The following is a 22,101-nucleotide window of genomic DNA, read 5'->3' on the forward strand; positions in this document are numbered from 1 at the left end:
GGACGCCGTGCCGCCGCTCAGACATCCCCTTGAAATACGACAAGAAACAGCGCTGCGCACCGTTTCTTTGCTGCCTCCGGCGGGGAGTGGGCTGCCAAATGCGCGCCCGTCGGTTGCGGCCCTCACTGATTTGTGATACTACTTCCTAAACGCCTCGTTTCTCCGGAAGAACCGGGGGGACCGATATTCCGAAGCAAGGAGCCGTATAATCATGGAACTGCTGGACGGTAAGAAGTGCGCTGAGAGCCTGGTGGCCGATATTTCCCGGAAGGTCGCCGGTTATATCGGTTCCGGCCTGCGCAAGCCGCATATGACCATCATCCTGGTCGGCACGCACGCCCCCAGCGAATCCTATGTCAAATCCAAGATCGCCTCCTGCGGGAGAGCCGGGTTCGAGGGGAACCTGATCCGCCTGCCGGAAACGGTCACGGAACAGGAGCTGTTGGCGAAGATCAATGGTATCAACAACGACCCGAGCACCGACGGCGTGATCGTCCAACTGCCGCTCCCCTCCCATATCAACGAGCAGAACGTCATCAATGCCATCGCCCCGGAAAAGGACATCGACGGCTTCCACCCCACCAACTTCGGCCGCATGGCCCTCGGCCAGAAGGCCTTTCGCCCGGCGACCGCCTACGGCATCTGCAAGTTGTTGCAGTTCTACGATATACCGATCAGGGGGAAACACTGCGTCGTCATCGGCCGCTCGAACATCGTCGGCAAGCCGATCTCCATCATGCTGGCCAATGATTTCGATATCGGCAATGCCACCGTCACCCTGACCCATATCGAAACCCCGCGGCCGCTCCTGCTGGACGAGACGCGCCGGGCCGATATCGTGATCGTGGCGGTGGGCATCCCCGGCTTTGTCAGCGAGGACATGGTCAAGGAGGGGGTGGTGCTGATCGATGTGGGCATCAACCGGCTGGAGAACGGCAAGCTGGTGGGGGATGTGGATTTCGCTGCGGTCGCCCCCAAGTGCTCCTGGATCACCCCGGTGCCGGGCGGTGTCGGTCGTATGACCGTGGCGGCCCTGATGATCAACACCCTGATGGCCTACGAGAACAATTTCAATTTGACCTGAGGCCAAGGCAACGGGCCGCGACATGGCGCTGGAACCGACGGGTGGATACTATTATGGCATGTTTGAGTGGCACAACGGCTCGGATGGCTCGCTGCGGGGCGGCAATGCTGCTCGCGGTGCTCATGCTGTGCCCCTGCAGGGCCGGTGCCCACAGCGAAGAAGCCTCTCAAAAACACCAGGCCGGCGATCCCTTCCCGGAAGAAGGGGGGGCGGCGGTCGGGGTCGATGAGCGGTTGGGTGCCAAAATCCCCCTGGACGCAACCTTTCGCGACGAGGCGGGGAGGACGGTCCGCTTGCGGGACCTGATCACCGGGCCGACCATCATTCTCCCGGTGTACTACAGCTGCGCCAATGTGTGCAACTACCTGCAAGGGGGGCTGGCGCGGGTCCTGCCGACCCTGAAGAACAGACCGGCGACCGAATACCGCGTCATTTCCTTCAGCTTCGACGAGAGCGAAACGCCGCAACTCGCCGCCCGCTACAAGCGCATGTACCTGACCTCCATGAATGTCCCCTTTCCCGAGGACGGCTGGCGCTTTCTCACCGGCGACGCCGCAAGCATCCGGCGCGTGACCGCTGCCGCCGGGTATCGTTTCCAACGCCGGGGGCGGGACTTCATCCATCCGGTGACGACCCTGGTGGTCGCCGGGGACGGCACCATCGTCCGGTATCTGTACGGCACGACCTTCCTGGCCAAGGATGTGTCCCTGGCCCTGCTGGAGGCGCGGGAGGGGAAGGCGGGGGCCTCCATCCGCAAGGTGATGGAGTTCTGCTTCAGCTTCGATCCCACGGGCAAGACCTATGTCTTCAACCTGCTGCGGGTGAGCGCCACGGTGGTGATCCTCTGCGCCGGGGGCTTCCTGGCCTTTTTGCTGCTGGGCGGGGCAACGCGAAGAAAACCGGGCACCCTTGCCGACAAGAAGGAGCAGGATTAACAGGATACCGGCCGGAGCCTACCCCGTTTTTTCCGTTATCCCGCGCGGTGACGATTTTACCGTTCACCGCGAACATCGTTCTTCACCTTTCCGGGAGGTTTGATGACCACCGTTCAGCCTACGCAGCCAAGTTTCTGGAACGATACCGGCAGGAGCGGCCTCGCAGCCTGGATATTCTCCACCGACCATAAGCGGATCGGACTGCTCTATTTCTACTCCACCTTCGGTTTCTTCCTGGTGGGGGTCCTGCTGGGGCTCTTGCTCAGGATCGAGCTGATGGCGCCGGGGCGCACCATCATGGGGCCCCAGACCTACAATGCCCTCTTTACCGTGCATGGCGTGGTGATGATCTTCCTCTTCATCATCCCCGGTTTCCAGGGCTCCTTCGGCAACCTGGTCATGCCGATCCAGATCGGCGCCCGCGACGTGGCGTTCCCCCGCCTGAACCTGTTCTCCTGGTGGCTCTACATCATGGGTGCCGTGATCATCCTCGCCTCGCTCTTCACCGGCGGCGGTCCGCCCGACACCGGCTGGACCTTCTATGTCCCCTTCAGCTCCCGCACCGGCACCAACGTCTCCCTGGCGGTGTTCGGGGTCTTCGTGGTCGGCTTCTCGTCGATCCTGACCGGTCTCAACTTCATCACCACCATCCACCGCCTGCGGGCCGAGGGGATGACCTGGGGCAGGCTCCCCCTGTTCGTCTGGTCCCTGTACGCCACGGCCTGGGTGCAGATATTGGCCACGCCGATCCTGGCCATCACCCTGGTGCTGGTCATGGCCGAGCGGCTCCTGGGCACCGGCCTGTTCGATCCCGGCCGGGGGGGCGACCCGGTCATGTACCAGCATCTGTTCTGGATCTATTCCCACCCGGCGGTCTACATCATGATCCTGCCCGGCATGGGGGTGATCTCGGACGTGATCCCGGTCTTCTCCCGCAAGCCGATCTTCGGCTACAAGATGATCGCCTTTTCCAGCATCGCCATCGCGGCCTTCGGCTCCCTGGTCTGGGGACACCACATGTTCACCAGCGGCATGAGCGACACCGCCATCCTGGTCTTCTCGTTTCTGACCTTCATCGTCGCCATCCCCTCCGCCATCAAGGTATTCAACTGGGTGTCCACCCTCTACAAGGGCTCCATCTCCCTGGACGCGCCCATGCTGTTCGCCCTTTCCTTTATCCTGCTCTTCTCCATCGGCGGCTTGAGCGGCCTGATCCTGGGGGCGGCCGCCACCGACGTCCACGTGCACGACACCCATTTCGTGGTGGGGCATTTTCATTACGTGATCTTCGGCGGCGCCGGTTTCGCCTTCTTTGCTGCCATGCACTACTGGCTGCCCAAGTTCTACGGCCGCCGCTATGCCGAAAAACCGGCCATCGTGGCCTGGGCGCTCATGTTCGTCGGGTTCAACGTCATGTACTTCACCATGCAGGTGCTCGGCATGAAGGGGATGCCGCGACGCTACTACGATTACCTGCCCGAGTTCGCCACCCTCAACCTGGTGGCCACCGTCGGCAGTTGGATTCTGGCGGCCGGACTGATCGTCATGCTGGTGAATCTGTTCCGCGGCCTGTTCCGGGGAGAGCCGTTCACGGGCAATCCCTGGGGGGGGGCGACCCTGGAGTGGACGACCGCCACGCCGCCCCCCACGGAAAACTTCGAAGAGGAGCCGGTCGTCACCCACGGCCCCTACGACTTCAGGGGGACCGGTATCCCATGAGCCACCTCAAGGACGACAGCGGGGCCAAGCTCGGCATGTGGCTGTTCCTGTTCACCGAACTGCTCCTGTTCGGCGGCCTGTTCCTGCTCTATTCGGCCTATCTTTCCCGCTACCCCCATGACTTCTCGTCGGCCGGCCGTCAATTGAACGTGGTATTCGGCACGATCAACACCGTTGTTCTGCTGACCAGCAGCCTGTTCGTGGCCATGGCGGTCACCGCCGTGCAACGGGGGGAGCCGCGCCGCACCCTGTGGCTGCTCGGCGGGACGATCCTCTGCGCGGCCATCTTCATGGCGATCAAGTACGTGGAGTGGAGCACCAAGATCCTGCACGGCATCTATCCCAACTCCCCCCACCTGGCTGCCGGCCCTCCGGGGGAGTCGGTGTTTTTTAGCCTGTACTTCATGACCACCGGCATCCACGGCCTGCACGTGCTGATCGGCGCCACGCTGTTGGCCTGGGTGGGGGCCAAGGTGAAACGGGGCGCCGTCCACAGCGGAGATTACATCCTGCTGGAGAACGGCGCCCTGTACTGGCACCTGGTGGACCTGATCTGGATTTTCATCTTCCCGCTGTATTACCTGATTCTCTAGGAGTCCCGCATGACGTCCGACACGAGTGCCCATCATATCGTAGGTTACGGCAAGCTGGCGCAGGTCTGGCTGGCCCTGTTGGCCCTGACCGCCCTGACCGTTCTGATCACCCGTGTCGAACTGGGCGGCTACAAGGTGCTGGGGGCGCTGACCATCGCCTGCCTCAAGTCGGGGCTCGTGATCGCATTCTTCATGCACATGAAGTACGAGGGGCGGCTCTTGCGCTGGCTTTTGTTCGTGGCCCTGGTGACCCTGGCCATCTTCATAGGCTTTACCTTCTTCGACGTGCTCTACCGCTGAGGAGCTACCGTGAATAGCGCATATCTCACCACCACGACCGAAGCCATCGACCCGGTCTTCATGTTCATCTTCGGGGCCTGCCTGGTACTCTTGGCCGGCATCACCGCGGCCATGGTGTTCTTTGTGGTCCGCTACCACCGTTCCCGGGCTCCGGAACCGACCTCCCAGGTCGCGGGCAATCTCTGGCTGGAAATCGTCTGGATCGTGCTCCCGACCCTTCTGGTGCTGGTCATGTTCTACTACGGCTGGGCGGGCTATCTGGCGCTGCGCAACGTGCCCACGGGGGCCATGGAGGTGACCGCCACGGCCCGCATGTGGTCGTGGAGCTTTGCCTACGCCAACGGGAGGACCAGTGACAAGCTGTATGTGCCGGTGAACAAGCCGGTGAGGGTGGAACTGGTTTCCCGGGATGTGATCCACGGATTCTACCTGCCCGCCTTCCGGGTCAAGCGGGATGTGGTGCCGGGGATGAAGAACCATGCCTGGTTCGTGGCCACCAAGCCCGGCTCCTACGACCTGTTCTGCTCCCAGTACTGCGGCACCGGCCATTCGGCCATGATCACCACCGTGGAGGCGCTGCCCGCGGCGGAGTTTGCCGCCTGGCTGGAACAGCGGACCGGCAAGGGGGAACTGCCCGGCCATGAACTCCTGGAAAAGCATGGCTGTCTGGGATGTCACACCCTGGATGGCACGCCGGGGGTCGGACCAACGCTCAAGGGGATCTGGGGGCGAAGCGAGACGGTCCTGAGCAATGGTGCGGAGCGGCATATCACCGTGGACGAGGCCTATCTGCGGCGCTCGCTGCTGGAACCGAACGCCGATGTGGTCAAGGGCTTCCAGCCGATCATGCCTCCCTTTGCCGGGGTGCTCACGGAGGGGGAGATCAAGGCGATCATCGCGTACCTCCGCACCGGCGGCGTCGCTTCCCCCAAACTCGACGGCAGGAAGCTGGCCCAGGAAAAGGGGTGTCTGGTCTGTCATTCCCTGGACGGCAGCCGTGGCGTCGGCCCCACCTTCAAGGGGCTGTTCGGCACCCGGGTTACGGTGCTGCGGGGGAAGACCAAGACCATTGTTACGGCCGACGAAGGATATCTGCGGGAGTCGATCCGCCAACCGGCGGCCGCCGTGGTGGAAGGGTTTCAGGCGATCATGCCCGCCGATCCCGCCCTGTCGGACGATGAGGTGACGGCCCTGGTGGGATTCATCGAGGGGCTCAGGTGATTGCCCCCCTGCTCAGGCTGTTCCGGCCGCGTTTGGCGCTCTTGAACGGCGTTGCCGCAGCGGGGGGCTACCTCCTCCACCCGGCCGGGGTGCGGGTCCTCTCCCTGGGGGCGCTTCTGGGCGGGGTGGCGCTCCTGGCCGCCGGGGGCTCCGCCATCAACCAGGTGGTAGAGCGGGACCTGGACCGCCTGATGGTGCGCACCAACCGGCGTCCCCTTCCCCAAGGCGACCTGACGCCCCTTTCCGCAACGGTCATCGGCGCGGCCGCCGTGACGGGCGGCCTGCTGCTCCTGGCAGCTGCCGGCGGTTTACGCCCCCCGCTGCTCGGCGCCGCGGCCCTGGTGTGGTATCTGGCGGTCTATACCCCCCTCAAGCGCCGCACCTCCCTTGCCCTGGCAGCGGGAGCGGCGTGCGGCGCTGCGCCGCCGCTGATCGGCTGGTGCCTGGCCGGGGGGAGCCCGGCGGATTACCGGGTCATGTTCCTGGCCGGGCTTTTGTACCTGTGGCAGATTCCCCATTTCTGGCTCTTCCAGCGCCGCCATGCCGCCGATTACCGCGCCGCCGGCATCCCGCTCCTCCGCCCTCCGGTCGGGGAGACCGGCCTGGTGTGGCTCTGGATGGCCGCTCTGACCGCCGCCGCCATGCTTTTGCCGGCCTTCGGCATCATCGGGCGGCAGGCCGCCCTCTGGTATGCCCTCTTTCCCCTGCCGCTGGCCGTCATCTCCCTGGCCCGTTCCGAAAGATTCCTCTTCCCGTACCTCAACCTGTTTCCGCTGCTGGTGACCGTCACGCTCTCCCTCGGCCGTTTTTGAACCGGCACATTGTTGCCGCCATCGATACCTTGCTCAGGAGGCTGTCATGTTCAGAATAACGATGCAGGCCTGTGCGGTTGTGCTGGTTGCCGTGTTTCTGCCGGGAGGGTGCAGCAATGAACCGCCCCAGGGGCGGGAACGCCCCCCGGCGGCAGCGCCCCGGCAGCAACAGGTGCAGAGGGGTGAGGAGTTGTTCAGGCAGTACTGCGCCGCCTGCCATCCCGATGGCGGCAATGTCAGCGACCCGGAACGCACCCTGCGGGGGCGGGCCCTGCGCTCGCACCATATCACCAGGCCCCAGGATATCGTGCGGATCATGCGTACCCCCATTTCACGCATGATCCGCTTCGATGCGGCAACCCTGTCCGACGAGGATGCCGGGGCAATCGCCGAGTATGTGCTGTACGCCTTCAGGTAGGATGGATACACGGGCAGGGGGCTGCCGCTGGTGCCACGGCGGTGAGCGCCCCGGTTGGTTGCTTTTTTTCGCCGGCATGATACTATCGGGCACACATTTCTCCCCGCGGACCGTTTTGGCTGGTTTTCGAGGTCGCAAGGCAGGTACGTCATGACGATATTCAGGGTGTTTGGTGCCGTAGCAGTTTTCTTTGTGGCTGTTTCACTCGCGGCTGTTCCCTCTTCAAACGTGTGGGCCGCGGAAGGGGCACGTGGGGGCAACGATCCGGCAATCCCCGCGTCGGCCGATCAGGTCTCGCCGGCTCCCCAAAAGAGTCTCGGCGCGGTTGTCCCCAAGAAGATGAAAAAGAAAAAATCGTCGGCCAAGGGCAAGGCGTTGCGCCCGGCGTCTTCGGCGGTCGTCGAAACCGCTCCCGGCAAAAGGCTCTCCATCGGGGAGGTCATGGCACTCCTGAAAACGGGGCGGGACCTGTCGGGCAGGAACCTGAGCGGCATGAACCTGACGGGGGTTAATCTCAGCAAGTGCAACCTGAAAGGCGTTGATCTGAGTAATGCCAACCTGGAGCGCGCCGACCTGGGGGAATCGGACTTGGAGCGGGCCAATCTTGCCGGCGCAAACCTGCGGATGGCCAGCCTGAAGTTGAGCGGCCTCACCGGCTCGAATCTGGAAAACGCCATTCTTGACGGGGCCATCTGGCAGGATGGCAGGATCTGCGGGAAAGGGTCCCATGGCATGTGCCGGGAAGCTGTTTCGCCCTTTGCTTCCAAGTAATCCGGCCTGAATCCGGGCACGATACCCGACCAATAGTTATTTACGGACACGTTCTCAACGACAAAAGGCGGCCATTGGCCGCCTTTTGTCGTGGTTGTGTGTCTGCGTTGTTCTTCAGTCCGGGCAAGGCTGCGTCGTTACGCCGCCAGATGGAGATCGTCGTTTTCCGTATACTTGGAGAACGCCTTGAGGAAGGATTTTTCCTTGCCGTTCTTGATGGTCTCCGTCAACGTACTATCCGTCGTCCGGGTCGTTCCACAGAACAGACAGGTCACCACATTCTCGGCGGACCCATCCGCAGCGGAATCAATCCCGAAATAGTGTCCATTGGTGTTGCATACTGGGCATGTCATGATTCTTCTCCTCTTTAAACTATCACTTTAATTTAGTAATACTATAAACGGCGTATTTGAAAAAAGCAAGTGGTAATACCAAAATTATTCAAACAAAACAAAATGTTACACGATTGTTGTATTACTGAATAGATATGTTTTCTATTTTTGAGCGCAAACATGATTTAGTATTACTATAAATAATTGAAATAAAAACAAAAAAATAAATCAAACAATATTTTGTAATTAAATGGCACGCCGCCGGCTTCGCTGTCGATTCGGCAGCGGGTGACGGCGCGGCACGCTAGCGGATGGGCATAAACCGTCAGAATAGAGGGGAAAAGCCGTGCGTGGGGGACGGGACTTCCGCGTGGCCGGGCGGAAAAGGCGGCCGATGGCCGCCTGGGAAGAACAGGTGCGGCATGGCTGGCATTCAGTCGGAGAGGTTGACGACGGTCCTCCCCCGGAGTCCGCCGTGCAGCATGGTCTGGATCTTTTGCTCAAGTTCATTGAGACCGCATTCGACGGCCATCCCGGCGAGGGTGTCCAATTTCCAGTCGTCCGCCAGGCGGTTCCAGACGGTGACGCGCGGTCCCATGGGGCATTGTACCGAGTCGATCCCCAAAAGTCCCACGCCTCTCAGAATGAAGGGGAAGACGTTGGCCGGAAGTTCCGAGGAACCGACCAGGCCGCAGCAGGTGACGGTCCCGCCGTAACGGGTCCCTTTGAGGATCGCCGCCAGGACGGTTCCTCCCACCACATCCACGGCGCCGGCCCAACGCTCCTTCATGAGCGGGCGCTCGCTCCCCTGCAGCAGTTCGTCGCGGCTGATGACCTCGGCGGCCCCGAGGGAGCGAAGGAACTCCCGTTCATGCTCCTTGCCGCTGGCTGCCACGACCCGGTAGCCGGCCTTTGCCAGCAGGCCAACGGCGATGCTTCCGACGCCTCCGGTGGCTCCGCTGACGAGGACGTCGCCGCTGGCCGGCCGCACCCCCGCCTCCATGAGCCGAAGCACCGAGAGTGCGGCGGTGAAACCGGCCGTGCCGAGTATCATGCTCTCCCGGAGGCTCAAGCCCGGCGGAAGTTTCAGCACCCAGGCCGCGGGTACGCGGATGTACTGCCCGAAACCGCCGGGGGTGCCCATGCCCAGGTCGTAGCCGGTGACGATCACCCGGTCGCCGGGGGAGAGGGCATCCGTGGAAGAGGCCGCAACCTCGCCGGCCGCATCCACACCCGGGGTATGGGGGAAGTTGCGGCTGACGCCGGGGTGGCCCGTGGCGGAAAGGGCATCCTTGTAGTTGAGGGAGGAGAAGTGGACCCTGATGATGACCTCTCCCGGCGGAAGGTCGCCGATCCGCCGTTCTCCGATGCGGCGCGTAAAGATCCCTTTGTGCGGCTCCTCGACGATCATGGCCTTGAAAACGGTATCTTCCATGGGCTCGCTCCTCTCGTGGCTTTGGGGAGGGGTTCTCCCCTCAAAGAAACATACCCCAATATACATGATTCACAAGCGCCGTCATGGAGCATTGCCATGGGGAATTCGAACGCCACTCCCCCGTGGGGCACCACGGTTTTCTGCTCTCCCTCGGCGTGGGCGAGCAGGAGACCGTGGCGATCGGGATCTGATCGTGAACCGAGGGGACGTAGCAACACCACATAGCGATACGACTGACGGAGCAATTGGCCCTGTGCAGACAGGGGGTAAATAGAAATAAAAGTGCTAAAGGTAACGCTGTTTGATGACGATGGGCCTAAAGTTGTATAAAATCCTGACTCAACGAGGAGTACTTAGATGGTTCATCGGCAGGTTTCCCGTTTCAGCATTCTGCAGCAGATCATTGCCCTGGCGTGCGTATCCATGGCCGGGTTCATGGTTTTTTCCCTCACGGCGTTCACCGTGCTCCACAAGGTAAAGGTCAATGGTCCGGTATACGGAGAGATCGTGCAGGGCAAGGACCTGGTTGCCGATATTCTGCCTCCCCCCGAATATATCATCGAACCGTATCTGATTGTCCTCCAGGCGCTGCACGAGCCGGATAAAACCAAGCAACAGCAGCTCTACGATAGCTTCACCAAGCTGAAGAAAGAGTACGAAGAACGCCATGCCTACTGGCAAAAGGAGTTGCCGGAGGGAGAGATGAAACAGCTTCTGGTGGATGGTTCCTATAACCCGGCCATGATGTTCTTCGACAAGGCCGTCAAGGAATTCTTTCCGGCTATCCAGCAAGGGGACAGGGCGAAAGCCGATGACATCGTAAAAACGTCCCTTGCCGGACTCTACGACACTCACCGCAAGCAGATCGACAAGCTGGTGGCCCTTACCGAGGCGAAAGGGAGCCTGATAGAAAAGGACACGGATAAACTGTTGGGTCGGTCCCAGGCGATCATGATCGGAGTTTGCTTCGTGGTGCTTCTGGGATGCGCCATCCTGAGCACCCTGATTATCAGAAGCATCAGCGGCACCTTTGCCTACTGCAGTTCCATAACCGACCGGATTGCCGCCGGCGACCTCTCCCTTGAGGTTGCCGTTGCCGGGCGCGGCAGCGTGCGGACGATGCTCTGCAGCCTGAAGAGCATGGTAGACGGTTTTCGCGATGTCATCGGCCGGGTCAGCGCGACCTCCGCCGATCTGGCCAACGCTTCCCGAAACCTTTCCGTGACCTCGCAGAGCATTGCCGATACGACCGAAAAGGTCGCCTCGGAGTCGGAAAGCGTCGCGACCGCCGGCGAGCAGATGGCCGGCACGTCCCACGAGATCTCCCGGAACTGCCATGTGGCTGCCGACAATTCCCAGGCGTCCAGTTCCATAGCGACGACCGGCGTGGATGTGGTGCAGCAGACCATCACGGTCATGGAACGGATTGCGGGACAGGTGAGGGCGCTCTCGGCCACGGTAGAGACCCTGGGGCGGCGGAGCGACCAGATCGGCGCGATCATCGTGACCATCGAGGATATTGCGGACCAGACGAATCTGCTGGCGCTCAATGCTGCCATCGAGGCGGCCCGGGCCGGCGAGCAGGGACGGGGATTTGCCGTTGTCGCCGACGAGGTCCGGGCGCTGGCGGAACGAACCACCACGGCGACCCGCGAGATCGGCGAGATGATCAAGGTTATTCAAACGGAGACCAGCGGGGCTGTCAGGGCTATGGAAGAGGGGGTCCGGGAGGTGGAAGGGGGGACTGCCGTGGCTGGCAAGTCGCAGCATGCCCTGCACGAGATACAGGAACAGGTTAATTCCGTTTCGCTCCAGATCAGCCAGATTGCCACGGCAGCCGAAGAGCAGACGGCCACCACCGAACAGATCAGCAGCAATATCCAGCATATAACCCTGCTTGTCCAGGATACGGCAAAAGGTTCCCACGAGTGCGCAGATTCGGCCTCACGGCTTGCCGGATTGGCCGACGGCCTTCAAGCCGTTGTCAATCGTTTCAGGCTGGCCTGACGGTAGCGTTGTCGGGAGAAATCGGGCAATAGTAGAACAAAAGCCAATGGCAGCCGCTGGCCGCCATGGGCTTTTGTGTGGTGGGCCGATGTCGATAAGCGAGGTCAGCGTAACGGATCGAAGAGGTATTCCAGACCGTTGGCCTTGATCTCATAAATGGTCCGCAGCTGGTCGCCCAGTTTGCCCTGGGGAAAACCCTGCTGGCCGAACCAGACCACGTAGGGCTCGGGCAGGTCGATCAAGAGCCGCCCCTGGTATTTGCCGAAGGGCATGCGGGCTTCCGCCAAATCGAGCAATTTCTGCGGATCAAAGAGTTGTACCGATGTGTCCATAGTTTACTCCAGTTCTGTGAGCCGGGCGCTGAACGCCGCCATGGTTTTGGCCTTGCGGAGCTGCCGGACCGCCTTGTCAAAGTCGGCATCGTCAAAGGTTGCCAGCACCCCCTTGACCTTGTTCAGGACCTGGGTCTCCCCGCAGAACAGCTCTCCGTAACGGGCCAGAAGCTCCTTGAGGTATCGTTGCAGCATGGCTGCCCGTTCGGCCTTGGCCGGTTCGGCAGGGGCGCTGCCGCGCAACCGTTGGAACAGCAGCGGGTCGGCAATGGCACCCCTGCCCAGCATGAGGCCGACGGCGCCGCTTTCCTCCAGCAGGCGGGTCCCGTCGGCGGCCGTGCGGATATCCCCATTGGCGACGACCGGCAACCGGGTCTGCCGCACTACGCGGGCGGTGATGCCGTGGTCCGCCGCTCCCCGGTATTCCTGGATCACCGTGCGGGGATGCAGCACGAGGAAATCAACGCCGGCGGCTTCGAAGAGGGGGAGCAGTTCGAAGATTTGATTGGGATCGTCATAGCCGGCGCGGAGCTTGATGGAAAAACCGCCCCTAATGGCGTTGCGCAGGGCGAAGATGATCTCCTCCAGCAGTTCGGGGCGTTGCAGCATGCCGCCGCCGGTCAGGCCGCTGGTCATCCTCCCGTAGGGGCAGCCCAGGTTGAGATTGATATGCGCGGCCCCGGCGGCCTGGGCGGAGCGGGCGGCGGAGACCAGGGCCTCGCAGCCGTGACCGATCAACTGCACCACCAAGGGGACGCCCCCCTCCTGAGGAGCGATCTCGCGCAGGTCGGTGGCCGAGAGTCGGCGTACCGGGGCGGCGGCATTGACCCGCATGAATTCGGTAAAGACCGTATCGGGGCGGACCCAGTCGATGAACAGCCGCCGCATGGCCCGGTTGGTCAGCCCCTGCATGGGGGCCAGCATCAGGGGGGGATGGCCCGGCTGCCAGGGGAGCGGGGGAGTGGGGGAGATGGACGGCGCTTCGGCCGTGTGGACGGTATGGTGCGCGTTCGGGGCCGGTTCCCTCATCTGTCCCCCCCGAGGCAGACCTGGTTCCGGCCCCTGTTCTTTGCCTTGTAGAGCGCGTTGTCTGCCGCCTTGAGCACCTCTTGGGGCGATGCCTGGCGGCCGCCCGTTTCGGCCACGCCGATGCTGACCGTCACCGATACCTCACCGGTCTTGCGCGAAGCGGAGCGGCGGCTCTTGCCCCGCTCCTCGTCCCTGGGCCGGTCCTCCCCGCGCAGGGTCATGCGGTAATCGCCGATTGCCTGGCGAAGCCGCTCCAGGTGCGGGAGCGCCTCCTTGGCGCTCTTGCCCGGAAACAGCACCGTAAACTCCTCGCCGCCGTAGCGGAACGGCGAGCCGCCCCCGGTCATGTTCATCAGGCGCGCCCCCACCATTTTCAACACCTGGTCCCCCACATCGTGACCGTAGCTGTCGTTGAAGTCTTTGAAATGGTCCACATCCACCATGGCGATGGCGTAACGACTCCCCAGGCCCGGCAGTTGCTCGTTGAGCACGCGCCGGGAGAGAAGACCGGTCAGATCGTCGCGGAACGCCATGTTGTAGGAATCCTGAATAACGGCCATGATCAGGATGAGGGCGGAAGCGGCACAGAATGTCTCCGGCACATGGGGGGACCACATCCACCGGAACACCACGAAGAGGGTGACGCAACTGGCGAATACGCTCCCCTCGATGGGGGAACCGAGGGACACCGCCCGCCGCACGGCAATGCCGGCCGCCAGGAGGATCAGGACCAGGCACAGTTGCGGCATGGCGAAGCGCTCAAGGGCCGGCCAGTTGATAAGCGGTCGCGTCAAGGCGACCCACAGGGCATGCAGGTCAAGGCGAATCGTCAACCACACGGCGCCGATCTCCGTGGCGACGAAGAGCAGGCGCATGCGCCCCGCCATGCTCCAGAACCCCTTTTCACGCATCAGGGCAACGAGGAGGATGTTGAACGGAACAACCACCGACACGGCGCGATACACGAGCCATGCCTCCGGGGTGTCGGTCCCGTGGGTGAGCTGGGTGCGAAAGAGGTGGTAACAGACCCCCACGGCCAGCAGGGCCAGGAAGACCCGTCCCCGCCGGAAATGGCAGGCAAGGAGCATCCCCACGATGTACAGCAGGTAGGTGACGAGGGGCACCAATCCCTGCTGTTCCTGCGGAAGCAGGGGGATTCGGAAGACGATGACCCAGGCGGCAAAAAGAACGGTCATCGGGACAAGAATTGTGGAGATTTTTCTGAGCATGGGAATGGCACAGAATAGCATAAAGCCGGGCGGCATCCAAGGTTCAATCTCTGGATGCCGCCCGGCTGTATCCCGTTCCCGTCATGCTGTTTGAGATGCCCGGCCCGCGCCCCGGGCGAATCGTGGCCGGGGCTGCCGGTCAGCGTCCCGGTTTTTGGAACGACCGGATCTGCTCGTTGGTTTCTTTCAGTTTCTTGTTCAATAGCTGCAGCTCTTCACGGGTGTAGACCGTTGCCCCCTTATCCCGTATCTCGGTTTGAATCCGTTGGATACGCTGCTGGATCGTATCGACCTCGCGGGCGCACTCTTTCAGAAGCATGTCGCATTCTTTTGCGCACTGGTCATCCTGATGGTTGTGCATGGTCTCATGGGTCATATCCATGGAAGCGTGATCGTCGTGTTCGTGGGCTTGGGACAGCACCGGGACGGACAGGGCCAGAACGGCGGCCAGTACTACGGTAATTTTCTTCATGGTGACGGTCTCCTTTGATCGAAAAAAATCTCGTGTGCCTTCAGGAAAGCATGCGGTGTGCCAAAACCATAACCGGCTGATATAAATGTAATTTGTATCGATGCATCGTTATCGGTGTGAAGAATATTCGACACCGTGCGGAGGATATTCCGCTGTTTGTCCTAAACTTGCGCGCATATTTGTTGTAAGATCGAAAATGGCCCAGCCGCTCTTGGGCCGAAGACAGCGAGGATACAACGGATATGCTTCACTCCACCCGAAACAAGCTTTACGCCAAGGCCAACTTCCTGGCGCTGTTCACCATCGTGTATAATTTCATTGAGGGTGCTGCTTCCATGTGGCTTGGCGCCGCCGACGAAACCCTGACGCTCTTCGGATTCGGGGTGGATTCGTTCATCGAGGTGGTTTCGGCCATCGGCGTCTGGCACATGTTGAAAAGGATCAGGGGCAACAACGGGGAAACCAGGGATGAGTTCGAGCAGCGGGCGTTGCGGATAACCGGCGGCTCCTTTTACTGCCTGGCGGCGGGCCTGTTTCTGACTGCCGTGGTGAGCATCGGCCGACAGCATAAGCCGCAGACGACGGTGTGGGGGATCGTGGTTTCGCTGGTCTCGATCTCCTTTATGTGGGCTCTGATTCACCATAAGGTCAAGGTCGGCAGGGCGCTCGATTCTGCCGCCATCCTGGCCGATGCGGCCTGTTCGCGGGCCTGTATGTACCTGTCGCTGGCCCTTCTGGCGGCCAGCCTGGGGTACGAAGTGACCGGGATCGGCAGTCTCGATGCCGTGGGCGCCATGCTGATCGCCTGGCTGAGTTGGCGGGAGGGGAGCGAGGCGTTTGGGAAGGCCAAGGGGATGACCTGCTGTTGCGCTGGGAAGTGCGGCGGGGAATAATGGCAGGGAGTCGCGGCCGCCCGGGTTGCGGCGGCCACGACTTCAAGATGTGCAATCGGGTGGATCAGGGCCTGCCGTTGGAGCCTCGCCATTGGCGCTGCTTCCCGCTACGCGCGGTTTCGGGTTTGGCGCCCGGCTTCGCCGTCGGTTGCGCCTTGGACGCTTTCGTCTCCTCCCCGGCGACCTCGCTCTTGGTCCTGAATGGTCCGGAACCGCTGGCAGGGGTTTTCGCCTGCTGCCGGGCGTGGCTTTTGGCCGCCGGCCGGCGGTTGCCCATCTCGTGGGGATGCCGCTTGAATTCCTCATCCTTCGCCGGGGCCGGAACCGTGTAGTCGAAATCCGGCAGCGTCTTGCGCTCGATCTGTTTGCCCAAGAGCTTTTCCAACGTCCTGATGGCGCCGGCGTCATCCCTGGTAACGAACGTTATGGCCTCCCCGGTGCGCTCCGCCCTGCCGGTCCGCCCGATCCTGTGCACGTAGAATTCGGCCGTCTCCGGCATATCCAGATTCAGGACCAGTCCTATCAACGATACATCGATCCCCCGGGCGGCGATATCGGTGGCAACCAGAATCCGGTACGAACCGTCCCTGAATCCGTCCATGGCTTCCTGGCGCCGGTTCTGGGAAAGGTTGCCCTGCAGCGATGCGGCCTGGTAGCCGGCCTTGACCAGCAACTCGCCGACCCGTTTCGCCCGGTGCTTGGTCCTGGTGAAGACCAGCACCGAACCCTCGGTATGCTTTTCCAGTATTTTCATCAACAGGGCCGTTTTCAGGTGCTGTTCGACCGGATACAGGGAGTGGCGCACCGTGGTGGCGGGCTTGATCGTGTCGACCTGCACCGTCACGGGAGCCTTCAGCATCTCTTCTGCCAGCTTCCGGATCTCGTCCGGCATGGTTGCCGAAAACAGGAGGGTCTGCCTCTTGGGGGGGAGTTTCTGGAGGATCTTCTTGATCGTGGGCAGAAATCCCATGTCGAACATCTGGTCGGCCTCGTCGAGGACCAGCACCTCGACATTGTCGAGCACTGCCACCCCTTGCTGCATGAGGTCGAGCAGCCGTCCGGGACAGGCCACGATGATCTCGGTGCCTTTTTTGAGGGCGGCTATCTGGGGCGTCTGGCCGACGCCGCCGTAAACCGTGGCGCTTTTCAGGCCGGTCTGCCCTGCGAACAGTCGGAAGGACGCCTCGATCTGTTCCGCAAGTTCCCGGGTCGGGGCGATGACCAGAGCGCGGGTCGCATGGCGCGCCCCCTTGCTCAGCCGATCGAGTATGGGCAGCGCGAAGGCGGCCGTCTTGCCGGTCCCGGTCTGGGCCAGGCCGAGCACATCGCGTCCCTCCATTATCTTGGGTATGGCTTCCTTCTGGATCGGTGTCGGGTGCGAGTAGCCTGCCTCGCGGATGCCGGCTGACACGGCCGGGTGAAACTTGAACTGGGTGAAACCCATAATTGCCTCTCTGTTTCCGTTGGTTTTACAAAAAAAAGCCCCGGCTATTCCGGGGCCTACGATGACGTGACGTGTTATCCGGTACTGCTAATTTAGTTAAAGATAACAGTTTTTGACAGATTATGTCAAGCGATCTGTTGGACGGTGGCCACGGGGGCGGTCTGCACCCGCGGAAATGAAAGGCCCGCGAACTTCGCGGGCCTCTGTCGACGTCTATCCTTGTGCCCTTTTCAAGGGCTATTCCGGCCGTACCGCCTGCCGGGTCTCTGCTGCACCATGATTTTCGGGTGAAACTTCCTCTATGTCTCCCCCTCCTTGTCGTGGCGGTCTGTTCCAGTAGCGCTACTGTAATTACAGTATACCTCCGGGAAACACATATGAAAAGACTGTTAAATAATTTATTTCAGTGTACAATTTCAATTTGAGCCTCATGCGGGGATGTCCGGCGGGTGTCGGGCCGCAGAACCTGCCCACAATAGAAAAAGGCGGCCCGAAGGCCGCCTTTTCCCTGTGGTTATGCGGGGCTGTGTCTCAACGCCTCACAGTATCTCCAGCAACGATACTTCGAAGGTGAGATCCTCGCCGGCCAGGGGGTGATTGGCGTCGAAAGTGACGCTCTCCGCGTTTGCCTCGATGACCATAACGCCCAGTTCTTCTTCTTCCTCATTGGCGAGCACCAGCTCGTCGCCCACCACCGGGTCCAGGTCGTCCGGGAGGTCGCTGCGCGGTACGGTGAAGATCCGCTCCTTGTCGTACTCGCCGAAGGCGCTGGCGGCCGGGATAACGACGGTCTTCTTGTCGCCCGGAGCCATGCCGACCAGGGCCTCGTCGACCTGGGGAAACAACTCCCCCTCGCCGATGGTCAGTGTCATCGGCCCGCTTTCGCACCCGCACCCGCAATCGTCATCGCCGCAGTCGCCATCTTCCTCGCAACCGCACTCATCGGAATCGCACTCGCTCTCCAGAGTTGAATCAAAAACGGTACCATCTTCCAGCGTGCCGGTGTAGTCGATTTTTACCTTGTCGCCTTGTTTTGCCTGTGCCATGTGTCTCATACCTCTCATCTGTAATGCGGCTCATCGCCGTTGTCTCTTCCTCTAAGGTACGAGAGAAGATGGTCGTTCGTCTACAAAAATCGTGCAGACCCCCACAACGCCTGGGGTGGCGGGCGGCTCCGACCGCCGGAGCCGCCCACGGTCAGGACAGGAAGGTGGAGATGGCCGCTGCGGCCTGTTTGCCGTCCCCCATGGCCAGGATGACGGTCGCCCCGCCCCGGACGATGTCGCCGCCGGCGAAGACCCCCTCAATATTGGTAAGGCCGTTCCCGTCGGCAACGATGTTGCCCCACTTGTTCAGGGCCAGATCGGGAGCCGTTGCCGTCAGGAGCGGGTTGGCCCCCGTGCCGACCGCGTTGACGATCACATCGGCCGGGACATCGTACTGGGCCCCCTCCACCGGCACCGGTTTGCGCCGGCCCGAGGCGTCCGGTTCGCCCAGTTCCATGCGCTGGCAGCGCAGGGAGGTCGCCCAGCCGTCGCCTGCGCTCAAGATGGCCACCGGCGCGGTCAGCATGAGAAACTCGACCCCCTCCTCCTTGGCGTGTTTGATCTCCTCCACGCGGGCGGGCATCTCGGCCTCGCTGCGGCGATAGACGATCATGGCCCGATCCGCGCCCAGCCGCCGGGCGGTGCGCACGCAGTCCATGGCCGTGTTGCCGCCGCCGATGACCGCCACGTTGTGCCCCTTGATGATCGGCGTACTGGCGTCGGCCAGGCGTCCGGCCCCCATCAGGTTGACCCTGGTCAGGTATTCGTTGGCCGAGTAGACCCCTTTCAGGTTCTCCCCCGGGATGTTGAGCATGGTCGGCAGACCGGCCCCGTTGGCGATGAATACCGCGTCGAATTCCTGGCGGAGTTGGGCCAGAGTGAGGGTCTTGCCGACGATCACGTTGCATTCGATGGTAACGCCCAGGGCCCGCAGGCGGTCGACCTCCACGTCGATGATCGCCTTGGGGAGGCGGAATTCGGGGATGCCGTAACGCAACACCCCGCCGGTGTCGTGCAGCGCCTCGAAGATCACCACGCCATGACCGGCGCGGGCCAACTCGCCGGCCGCGGTGAGTCCGGCCGGGCCGCACCCCACCACGGCCACCCGCTTGCCGGTAGGCGGTGGGGGTGTTTCCGCGCCGAGTCGGGCGGCGTTTTTCATGGCCCAGTCGGCCACGAAGCGCTCCAGGTAGCCGATGGCCACGGCCTCGCCCTTGATCCCGCGCACGCATTTGGCCTCGCACTGGGTTTCCTGGGGGCAGACCCGGCCGCAGACGGCGGGCAGCGCGTTGTCGTGCTGCAGGATGCGGGCGGCGCCGGGCAGGTCGTTGTCCGCCAGCCTGCCTATGAATTCGGGGATCGAGACCCCGACCGGGCACCCCTCGACGCACTGACGGTTCTTGCACTGGATGCAACGCTGCGCCTCGCGGATTGCATCGTCCTCTGCAAGCCCGCGGTTGACCTCTTCAAAGTTGGCACTGCGTATGGTTGCCGCCAATTCCGGCATCCTGGCCCGGTCGATGGCGAGACGTTCCTTGGTTGTCATGGGTGTGGTCATGGCTGCACCTGCCTGTTCAGTTTGCAATCGGCGGCCTCGTGGCCGCGATAAGTGGAAAGACGGTCAAAAAGGTTTTCGAAGTCTACCTCGTGGGCGTCGAATTCAGGCCCGTCCACGCAGGCGAACTTCGGTTCGCCTCCCACCAGCACGCGGCACCCGCCGCACATGCCGGTCCCGTCGATCATGATCGGGTTGAGGCTGACGACCGTCGTGATGCCCAAGGGGCGGGTAAGCTCGGCCACGGCCCGCATCATCGGCACCGGGCCGATGGCGAACACCGCCTTTGGGCAGGTGTCGGGATTGGCCATCAGGTCGGCCAGCTCGGCGGTAACAAACCCCTTGCGCCCCATGCTGCCGTCCTCGGTGGTGACCAGCACCTCCTTGGAAAAGGCCGACAACTCGTCCTTCAGGATGATGTAGGACTCGGCGCGGCCGCCGATGATGGTGGTTACGTCGTTGCCCGCCGCGGCAAGCGCCTTGGCCAGGGGGTAGAGGACCGCCGTCCCCACGCCGCCGCCTATGCAGGCCACCCGTCCCCACGCTTCGATGTGGGTCGGCAGACCGAGCGGTCCGGCCACGTCGCGCAGAAAGCCGCCGGCAGGTATGGCGACGATCGTGCGCGTCGATGCGCCGATAGCCTGAATGAACAGGGTGATGGTGCCGGCTGCGTTGTCGGCGTCACCGATGGTGAGGGGAATACGCTCTTCCCCCGGTGCTGAACGAACGATGACGAACTGTCCCGGTTTTCGGGACGCCGCCACCCGCGGGGCTCTGACCACCATGCGGTGGAGAGACGGTGCAAGGACGTCGTTGCTTACTACTTCGAACATGTCAATACCTGCCCAAATGAGATATACGGCCCGAAGGCCGACGATATGGTATCCGACATGGTGAAGCAAACACAAGATTGTATACGGTCGGCACACTCCGGGTGACGATCCGCTTAAGCGGCAAAATCTTGCGTTTGTCGTGGGGCACGATGCCTAGGTGGTTGGCAACGAGACGGCCGTCGTGGTAGACTTTCAAGGCATGATCGACTACGCTAAGGCGAGCCGCTGACCGGGATCGACGTGATGGCCGGCGCAGGTGAAGGGCCGGCGGAAAGGGGCTGCGGCCAATGGGCAGATTCATCGACATCGGCGCACGGGAGTGGAAGCAGGTGCGGCCGGACGTGGCCCACGGGGTGCTGGGCACGACCATCCTCGACGAGACGGTCACCATGACCGTGACCCGCGTCGTGCCGGGGAGCGGCTTTGCGGCCCATCACGACGCCTACGGCCACCTGCTCTACTTCCTGTCCGGCTCGGGCGTGGTCGGGGTGGCCGGTGAGGAAACAGCCATACGGCCGGGGCTGGCGGTCCGCATCCGGGCGGGTGAAGAACACTATTACCGCAATACCGGGACAGACGAGCTTACCCTGATATCGGTCAATATCCCCGAGGGGGAGCGTTAGCAACCAGGCAGGCACTTGTGGCAGATACTTCAGGGAATACTATGATCGGGGGCCGACGACAGGGTGACGAACGACGCACAGCAGGCCGGCAGGGCAGGGATATATTGCAAGCTGGTCCTGACGACCTTTTTCTGGGGCGGCACCTTTGTGGCCGCCCGTTTTGCGGTGCATGAAGCGCCGCCGTTCTTTGCCGCAAGCTGTCGCTTTGCGATCGCGGCCGTGGTGCTGATGGCGCTGGTGGCCCGGCAGGCGCAGCGCAGGGGCGAAGCCGTGCCGGTGCCCCGCAGCCTGCGTGAGGTGCTGGGCCTGTTCTCCCTTGGCCTGACCGGGATTTTTTGCTACAACGCCTTCTTTTTCAGCGGCCTGAAGCTGACCGGCGCGGCCAACGGCTCCCTCATCGTCGCCATCAACCCGCTGCTCACGGCGGTGTTGTCCGCCTGGTGGCTGCGGGAACGGATCAGGCCGCTCCAGGGTGTCGGGCTGGCGGTCTCCCTGGCCGGCGTCGGGGTGATCGTCACCCGGGGCGATCCCGGCGTGCTCCGCACCCTGACCTTCAACCACGGCGATCTGCTGTTGCTCGGGGCGCCGCTCAGTTGGGCGGCCTATTCGATCCTGGGCAAACGGGCCATGGGCACCTTTTCCCCCCTGGTGGCGACCGCCTATGCCGCCCTGTCCGGCACCCTGCTCCTGATCCCTGCCGCCGTACTGGAGGCGCTGGGCGGGGCCGGGCCGCACCGTTTCAGCATCCTGGGGTGGGTGGCCATCCTGCAACTGGCCCTGCTCGGCACGGTGGCCGGCTTTGTCTGGTGGTACGAAGGGGTCAAGGCCCTTGGAGCCAGCCGGGCGGCCCTGTTCGTCAATCTGGTGCCGGTCTTCGGCACCCTGTTGGCGGCCCTGCTGTTGGGGGAACGGCTCGGGTGGCCCCAGTTGTGGGGGGGCATGCTGGTCATCGCCGGGGTGTGCGGCGGAACGGTCCGCCTGAAGGCTGGCTGAGCGGCGTTCACCGGTTGTGCTATAC

Annotated in this window: 23 protein-coding genes; 13 read left to right on the plus strand and 10 right to left on the minus strand. The window is 62.5% G+C overall.

Features of this window, described 5'->3' with window-relative positions:
• The first annotated feature begins 211 nt into the window (after positions 1 to 211).
• The 9 genes from F6V30_RS06255 (at position 212) to F6V30_RS06295 (ending at position 7,853) form a co-directional block, all read left to right on the plus strand.
• Positions 212 to 1,084 carry a bifunctional 5,10-methylenetetrahydrofolate dehydrogenase/5,10-methenyltetrahydrofolate cyclohydrolase gene (locus tag F6V30_RS06255; RefSeq protein ID WP_151155931.1) on the plus strand — a complete coding sequence of 291 codons (873 nt, stop codon included), beginning with the start codon at positions 212 to 214 and terminating at the stop codon, positions 1,082 to 1,084.
• Between the two features lie 53 nt (positions 1,085 to 1,137).
• Complete coding sequence (locus F6V30_RS06260; protein ID WP_246163241.1) at positions 1,138 to 2,019, plus strand: SCO family protein; 882 nt, start codon at positions 1,138 to 1,140, stop codon at positions 2,017 to 2,019.
• A gap of 102 nt (positions 2,020 to 2,121) precedes the next feature.
• Positions 2,122 to 3,738, plus strand: a complete 1,617-nt coding sequence (gene ctaD / locus F6V30_RS06265) for a cytochrome c oxidase subunit I (protein ID WP_151155933.1) — start codon at positions 2,122 to 2,124, stop codon at positions 3,736 to 3,738.
• Positions 3,735 to 4,331 (plus strand): cytochrome c oxidase subunit 3 family protein, encoded by a 597-nt coding sequence (locus tag F6V30_RS06270; protein WP_151155936.1) that lies wholly within the window; start codon positions 3,735 to 3,737, stop codon positions 4,329 to 4,331. Before ctaD ends, F6V30_RS06270 begins: the two co-directional genes overlap by 4 nt.
• 9 nt (positions 4,332 to 4,340) lie before the next feature.
• Positions 4,341 to 4,631, plus strand: coding sequence for a cytochrome C oxidase subunit IV family protein (locus tag F6V30_RS06275; RefSeq protein WP_151155937.1), 291 nt, complete (start codon positions 4,341 to 4,343; stop codon positions 4,629 to 4,631).
• 9 nt (positions 4,632 to 4,640) lie between these two features.
• Positions 4,641 to 5,852 (plus strand): cytochrome c oxidase subunit II, encoded by a 1,212-nt coding sequence (gene coxB, locus F6V30_RS06280; protein WP_151155940.1) that lies wholly within the window; start codon positions 4,641 to 4,643, stop codon positions 5,850 to 5,852.
• Positions 5,849 to 6,664 carry a UbiA family prenyltransferase gene (locus F6V30_RS06285; protein WP_151155941.1) on the plus strand — a complete coding sequence of 272 codons (816 nt, stop codon included), beginning with the start codon at positions 5,849 to 5,851 and terminating at the stop codon, positions 6,662 to 6,664. Before coxB ends, F6V30_RS06285 begins: the two co-directional genes overlap by 4 nt.
• 46 nt (positions 6,665 to 6,710) lie before the next feature.
• The gene (locus F6V30_RS06290) at positions 6,711 to 7,082 is read left to right on the plus strand and encodes a c-type cytochrome (RefSeq protein ID WP_151155943.1); all 372 of its coding nucleotides are present in this window, start codon (positions 6,711 to 6,713) and stop codon (positions 7,080 to 7,082) included.
• Positions 7,083 to 7,232: 150 nt separating this feature from the next.
• On the plus strand, positions 7,233 to 7,853 hold the full coding sequence (locus tag F6V30_RS06295; RefSeq protein WP_151155945.1) for a pentapeptide repeat-containing protein: 621 nt from the start codon (positions 7,233 to 7,235) through the stop codon (positions 7,851 to 7,853).
• 137 nt (positions 7,854 to 7,990) lie between these two features.
• Here F6V30_RS06295 and F6V30_RS06300 read toward each other — a convergent pair whose 3' ends face one another.
• The gene (locus F6V30_RS06300; RefSeq protein WP_151127685.1) at positions 7,991 to 8,206 is read right to left on the minus strand and encodes a hypothetical protein; all 216 of its coding nucleotides are present in this window, start codon (positions 8,204 to 8,206) and stop codon (positions 7,991 to 7,993) included.
• Positions 8,207 to 8,618: 412 nt separating this feature from the next.
• The gene (locus F6V30_RS06305) at positions 8,619 to 9,620 is read right to left on the minus strand and encodes a YhdH/YhfP family quinone oxidoreductase (RefSeq protein ID WP_151155947.1); all 1,002 of its coding nucleotides are present in this window, start codon (positions 9,618 to 9,620) and stop codon (positions 8,619 to 8,621) included.
• Between the two features lie 357 nt (positions 9,621 to 9,977).
• Between F6V30_RS06305 and F6V30_RS06310 the strand changes: the two genes are divergently transcribed.
• Entirely contained in the window at positions 9,978 to 11,627 is a 1,650-nt protein-coding gene (locus tag F6V30_RS06310) for a methyl-accepting chemotaxis protein (RefSeq protein WP_246163243.1), read from the plus strand.
• A 104-nt stretch (positions 11,628 to 11,731) separates the two neighbouring features.
• Here F6V30_RS06310 and F6V30_RS06315 read toward each other — a convergent pair whose 3' ends face one another.
• From F6V30_RS06315 to F6V30_RS06330, 4 genes are all read right to left on the minus strand, one after another.
• Positions 11,732 to 11,959 carry a DUF3820 family protein gene (locus F6V30_RS06315; protein ID WP_151155949.1) on the minus strand — a complete coding sequence of 76 codons (228 nt, stop codon included), beginning with the start codon at positions 11,957 to 11,959 and terminating at the stop codon, positions 11,732 to 11,734.
• 3 nt (positions 11,960 to 11,962) lie between these two features.
• The gene (locus tag F6V30_RS06320) at positions 11,963 to 12,988 is read right to left on the minus strand and encodes a tRNA dihydrouridine synthase (RefSeq protein ID WP_338042760.1); all 1,026 of its coding nucleotides are present in this window, start codon (positions 12,986 to 12,988) and stop codon (positions 11,963 to 11,965) included.
• Entirely contained in the window at positions 12,985 to 14,217 is a 1,233-nt protein-coding gene (locus tag F6V30_RS06325; RefSeq protein WP_191965591.1) for a GGDEF domain-containing protein, read from the minus strand. Before F6V30_RS06325 ends, F6V30_RS06320 begins: the two co-directional genes overlap by 4 nt.
• Before the next feature lie 139 nt (positions 14,218 to 14,356).
• Positions 14,357 to 14,689, minus strand: a complete 333-nt coding sequence (locus F6V30_RS06330; protein ID WP_151155953.1) for a hypothetical protein — start codon at positions 14,687 to 14,689, stop codon at positions 14,357 to 14,359.
• Between the two features lie 242 nt (positions 14,690 to 14,931).
• On the opposite strand from F6V30_RS06330, the gene F6V30_RS06335 reads away from it, so the two are divergent.
• The gene (locus F6V30_RS06335) at positions 14,932 to 15,582 is read left to right on the plus strand and encodes a cation diffusion facilitator family transporter (protein ID WP_151155954.1); all 651 of its coding nucleotides are present in this window, start codon (positions 14,932 to 14,934) and stop codon (positions 15,580 to 15,582) included.
• Between the two features lie 64 nt (positions 15,583 to 15,646).
• On the opposite strand, the gene F6V30_RS06340 is transcribed toward F6V30_RS06335, so the two are convergent.
• The 4 genes from F6V30_RS06340 to F6V30_RS06355 form a co-directional block, all read right to left on the minus strand.
• Entirely contained in the window at positions 15,647 to 17,026 is a 1,380-nt protein-coding gene (locus tag F6V30_RS06340) for a DEAD/DEAH box helicase (protein ID WP_151155956.1), read from the minus strand.
• 539 nt (positions 17,027 to 17,565) lie between these two features.
• Positions 17,566 to 18,072, minus strand: coding sequence for an FKBP-type peptidyl-prolyl cis-trans isomerase (locus F6V30_RS06345; protein ID WP_149306784.1), 507 nt, complete (start codon positions 18,070 to 18,072; stop codon positions 17,566 to 17,568).
• Between the two features lie 151 nt (positions 18,073 to 18,223).
• The gene (gltA, locus tag F6V30_RS06350) at positions 18,224 to 19,630 is read right to left on the minus strand and encodes an NADPH-dependent glutamate synthase (protein ID WP_151155958.1); all 1,407 of its coding nucleotides are present in this window, start codon (positions 19,628 to 19,630) and stop codon (positions 18,224 to 18,226) included.
• On the minus strand, positions 19,627 to 20,460 hold the full coding sequence (locus F6V30_RS06355; protein WP_151155960.1) for a sulfide/dihydroorotate dehydrogenase-like FAD/NAD-binding protein: 834 nt from the start codon (positions 20,458 to 20,460) through the stop codon (positions 19,627 to 19,629). The genes gltA and F6V30_RS06355 overlap by 4 nt, the downstream gene beginning before the upstream one ends.
• Before the next feature lie 287 nt (positions 20,461 to 20,747).
• Between F6V30_RS06355 and F6V30_RS06365 the strand changes: the two genes are divergently transcribed.
• A complete protein-coding gene (locus tag F6V30_RS06365; protein WP_151155962.1) occupies positions 20,748 to 21,083 on the plus strand; it encodes a cupin domain-containing protein in 336 nt (111 codons plus the stop codon).
• 63 nt (positions 21,084 to 21,146) lie between these two features.
• A complete protein-coding gene (locus F6V30_RS06370; protein ID WP_151155964.1) occupies positions 21,147 to 22,076 on the plus strand; it encodes a DMT family transporter in 930 nt (309 codons plus the stop codon).
• The last annotated feature ends 25 nt before the right edge of the window (positions 22,077 to 22,101 follow it).

The organism is Oryzomonas sagensis, assembly GCF_008802355.1.
Taxonomy (GTDB): domain Bacteria; phylum Desulfobacterota; class Desulfuromonadia; order Geobacterales; family Pseudopelobacteraceae; genus Oryzomonas; species Oryzomonas sagensis.

What these genes read in the sequence shown, in the direction of transcription:
- F6V30_RS06255 (WP_151155931.1), top strand. Translation starts at nt 212, where the DNA reads ATGGAACTGCTGGACGGTAAGAAGTGCGCTGAGAGCCTGGTGGCCGAT.
- F6V30_RS06260 (WP_246163241.1), top strand. Translation starts at nt 1,138, where the DNA reads ATGGCATGTTTGAGTGGCACAACGGCTCGGATGGCTCGCTGCGGGGCG.
- ctaD (WP_151155933.1), top strand. Translation starts at nt 2,122, where the DNA reads ATGACCACCGTTCAGCCTACGCAGCCAAGTTTCTGGAACGATACCGGC.
- F6V30_RS06270 (WP_151155936.1), top strand. Translation starts at nt 3,735, where the DNA reads ATGAGCCACCTCAAGGACGACAGCGGGGCCAAGCTCGGCATGTGGCTG.
- F6V30_RS06275 (WP_151155937.1), top strand. Translation starts at nt 4,341, where the DNA reads ATGACGTCCGACACGAGTGCCCATCATATCGTAGGTTACGGCAAGCTG.
- F6V30_RS06290 (WP_151155943.1), top strand. Translation starts at nt 6,711, where the DNA reads ATGTTCAGAATAACGATGCAGGCCTGTGCGGTTGTGCTGGTTGCCGTG.
- F6V30_RS06295 (WP_151155945.1), top strand. Translation starts at nt 7,233, where the DNA reads ATGACGATATTCAGGGTGTTTGGTGCCGTAGCAGTTTTCTTTGTGGCT.
- F6V30_RS06300 (WP_151127685.1), bottom strand. Translation starts at nt 8,206, where the DNA reads ATGACATGCCCAGTATGCAACACCAATGGACACTATTTCGGGATTGAT.
- F6V30_RS06305 (WP_151155947.1), bottom strand. Translation starts at nt 9,620, where the DNA reads ATGGAAGATACCGTTTTCAAGGCCATGATCGTCGAGGAGCCGCACAAA.
- F6V30_RS06310 (WP_246163243.1), top strand. Translation starts at nt 9,978, where the DNA reads ATGGTTCATCGGCAGGTTTCCCGTTTCAGCATTCTGCAGCAGATCATT.
- F6V30_RS06315 (WP_151155949.1), bottom strand. Translation starts at nt 11,959, where the DNA reads ATGGACACATCGGTACAACTCTTTGATCCGCAGAAATTGCTCGATTTG.
- F6V30_RS06320 (WP_338042760.1), bottom strand. Translation starts at nt 12,988, where the DNA reads ATGAGGGAACCGGCCCCGAACGCGCACCATACCGTCCACACGGCCGAA.
- F6V30_RS06325 (WP_191965591.1), bottom strand. Translation starts at nt 14,217, where the DNA reads ATGCTCAGAAAAATCTCCACAATTCTTGTCCCGATGACCGTTCTTTTT.
- F6V30_RS06330 (WP_151155953.1), bottom strand. Translation starts at nt 14,689, where the DNA reads ATGAAGAAAATTACCGTAGTACTGGCCGCCGTTCTGGCCCTGTCCGTC.
- F6V30_RS06335 (WP_151155954.1), top strand. Translation starts at nt 14,932, where the DNA reads ATGCTTCACTCCACCCGAAACAAGCTTTACGCCAAGGCCAACTTCCTG.
- F6V30_RS06340 (WP_151155956.1), bottom strand. Translation starts at nt 17,026, where the DNA reads ATGGGTTTCACCCAGTTCAAGTTTCACCCGGCCGTGTCAGCCGGCATC.
- F6V30_RS06345 (WP_149306784.1), bottom strand. Translation starts at nt 18,072, where the DNA reads ATGGCACAGGCAAAACAAGGCGACAAGGTAAAAATCGACTACACCGGC.
- gltA (WP_151155958.1), bottom strand. Translation starts at nt 19,630, where the DNA reads ATGACCACACCCATGACAACCAAGGAACGTCTCGCCATCGACCGGGCC.
- F6V30_RS06355 (WP_151155960.1), bottom strand. Translation starts at nt 20,460, where the DNA reads ATGTTCGAAGTAGTAAGCAACGACGTCCTTGCACCGTCTCTCCACCGC.
- F6V30_RS06365 (WP_151155962.1), top strand. Translation starts at nt 20,748, where the DNA reads ATGGGCAGATTCATCGACATCGGCGCACGGGAGTGGAAGCAGGTGCGG.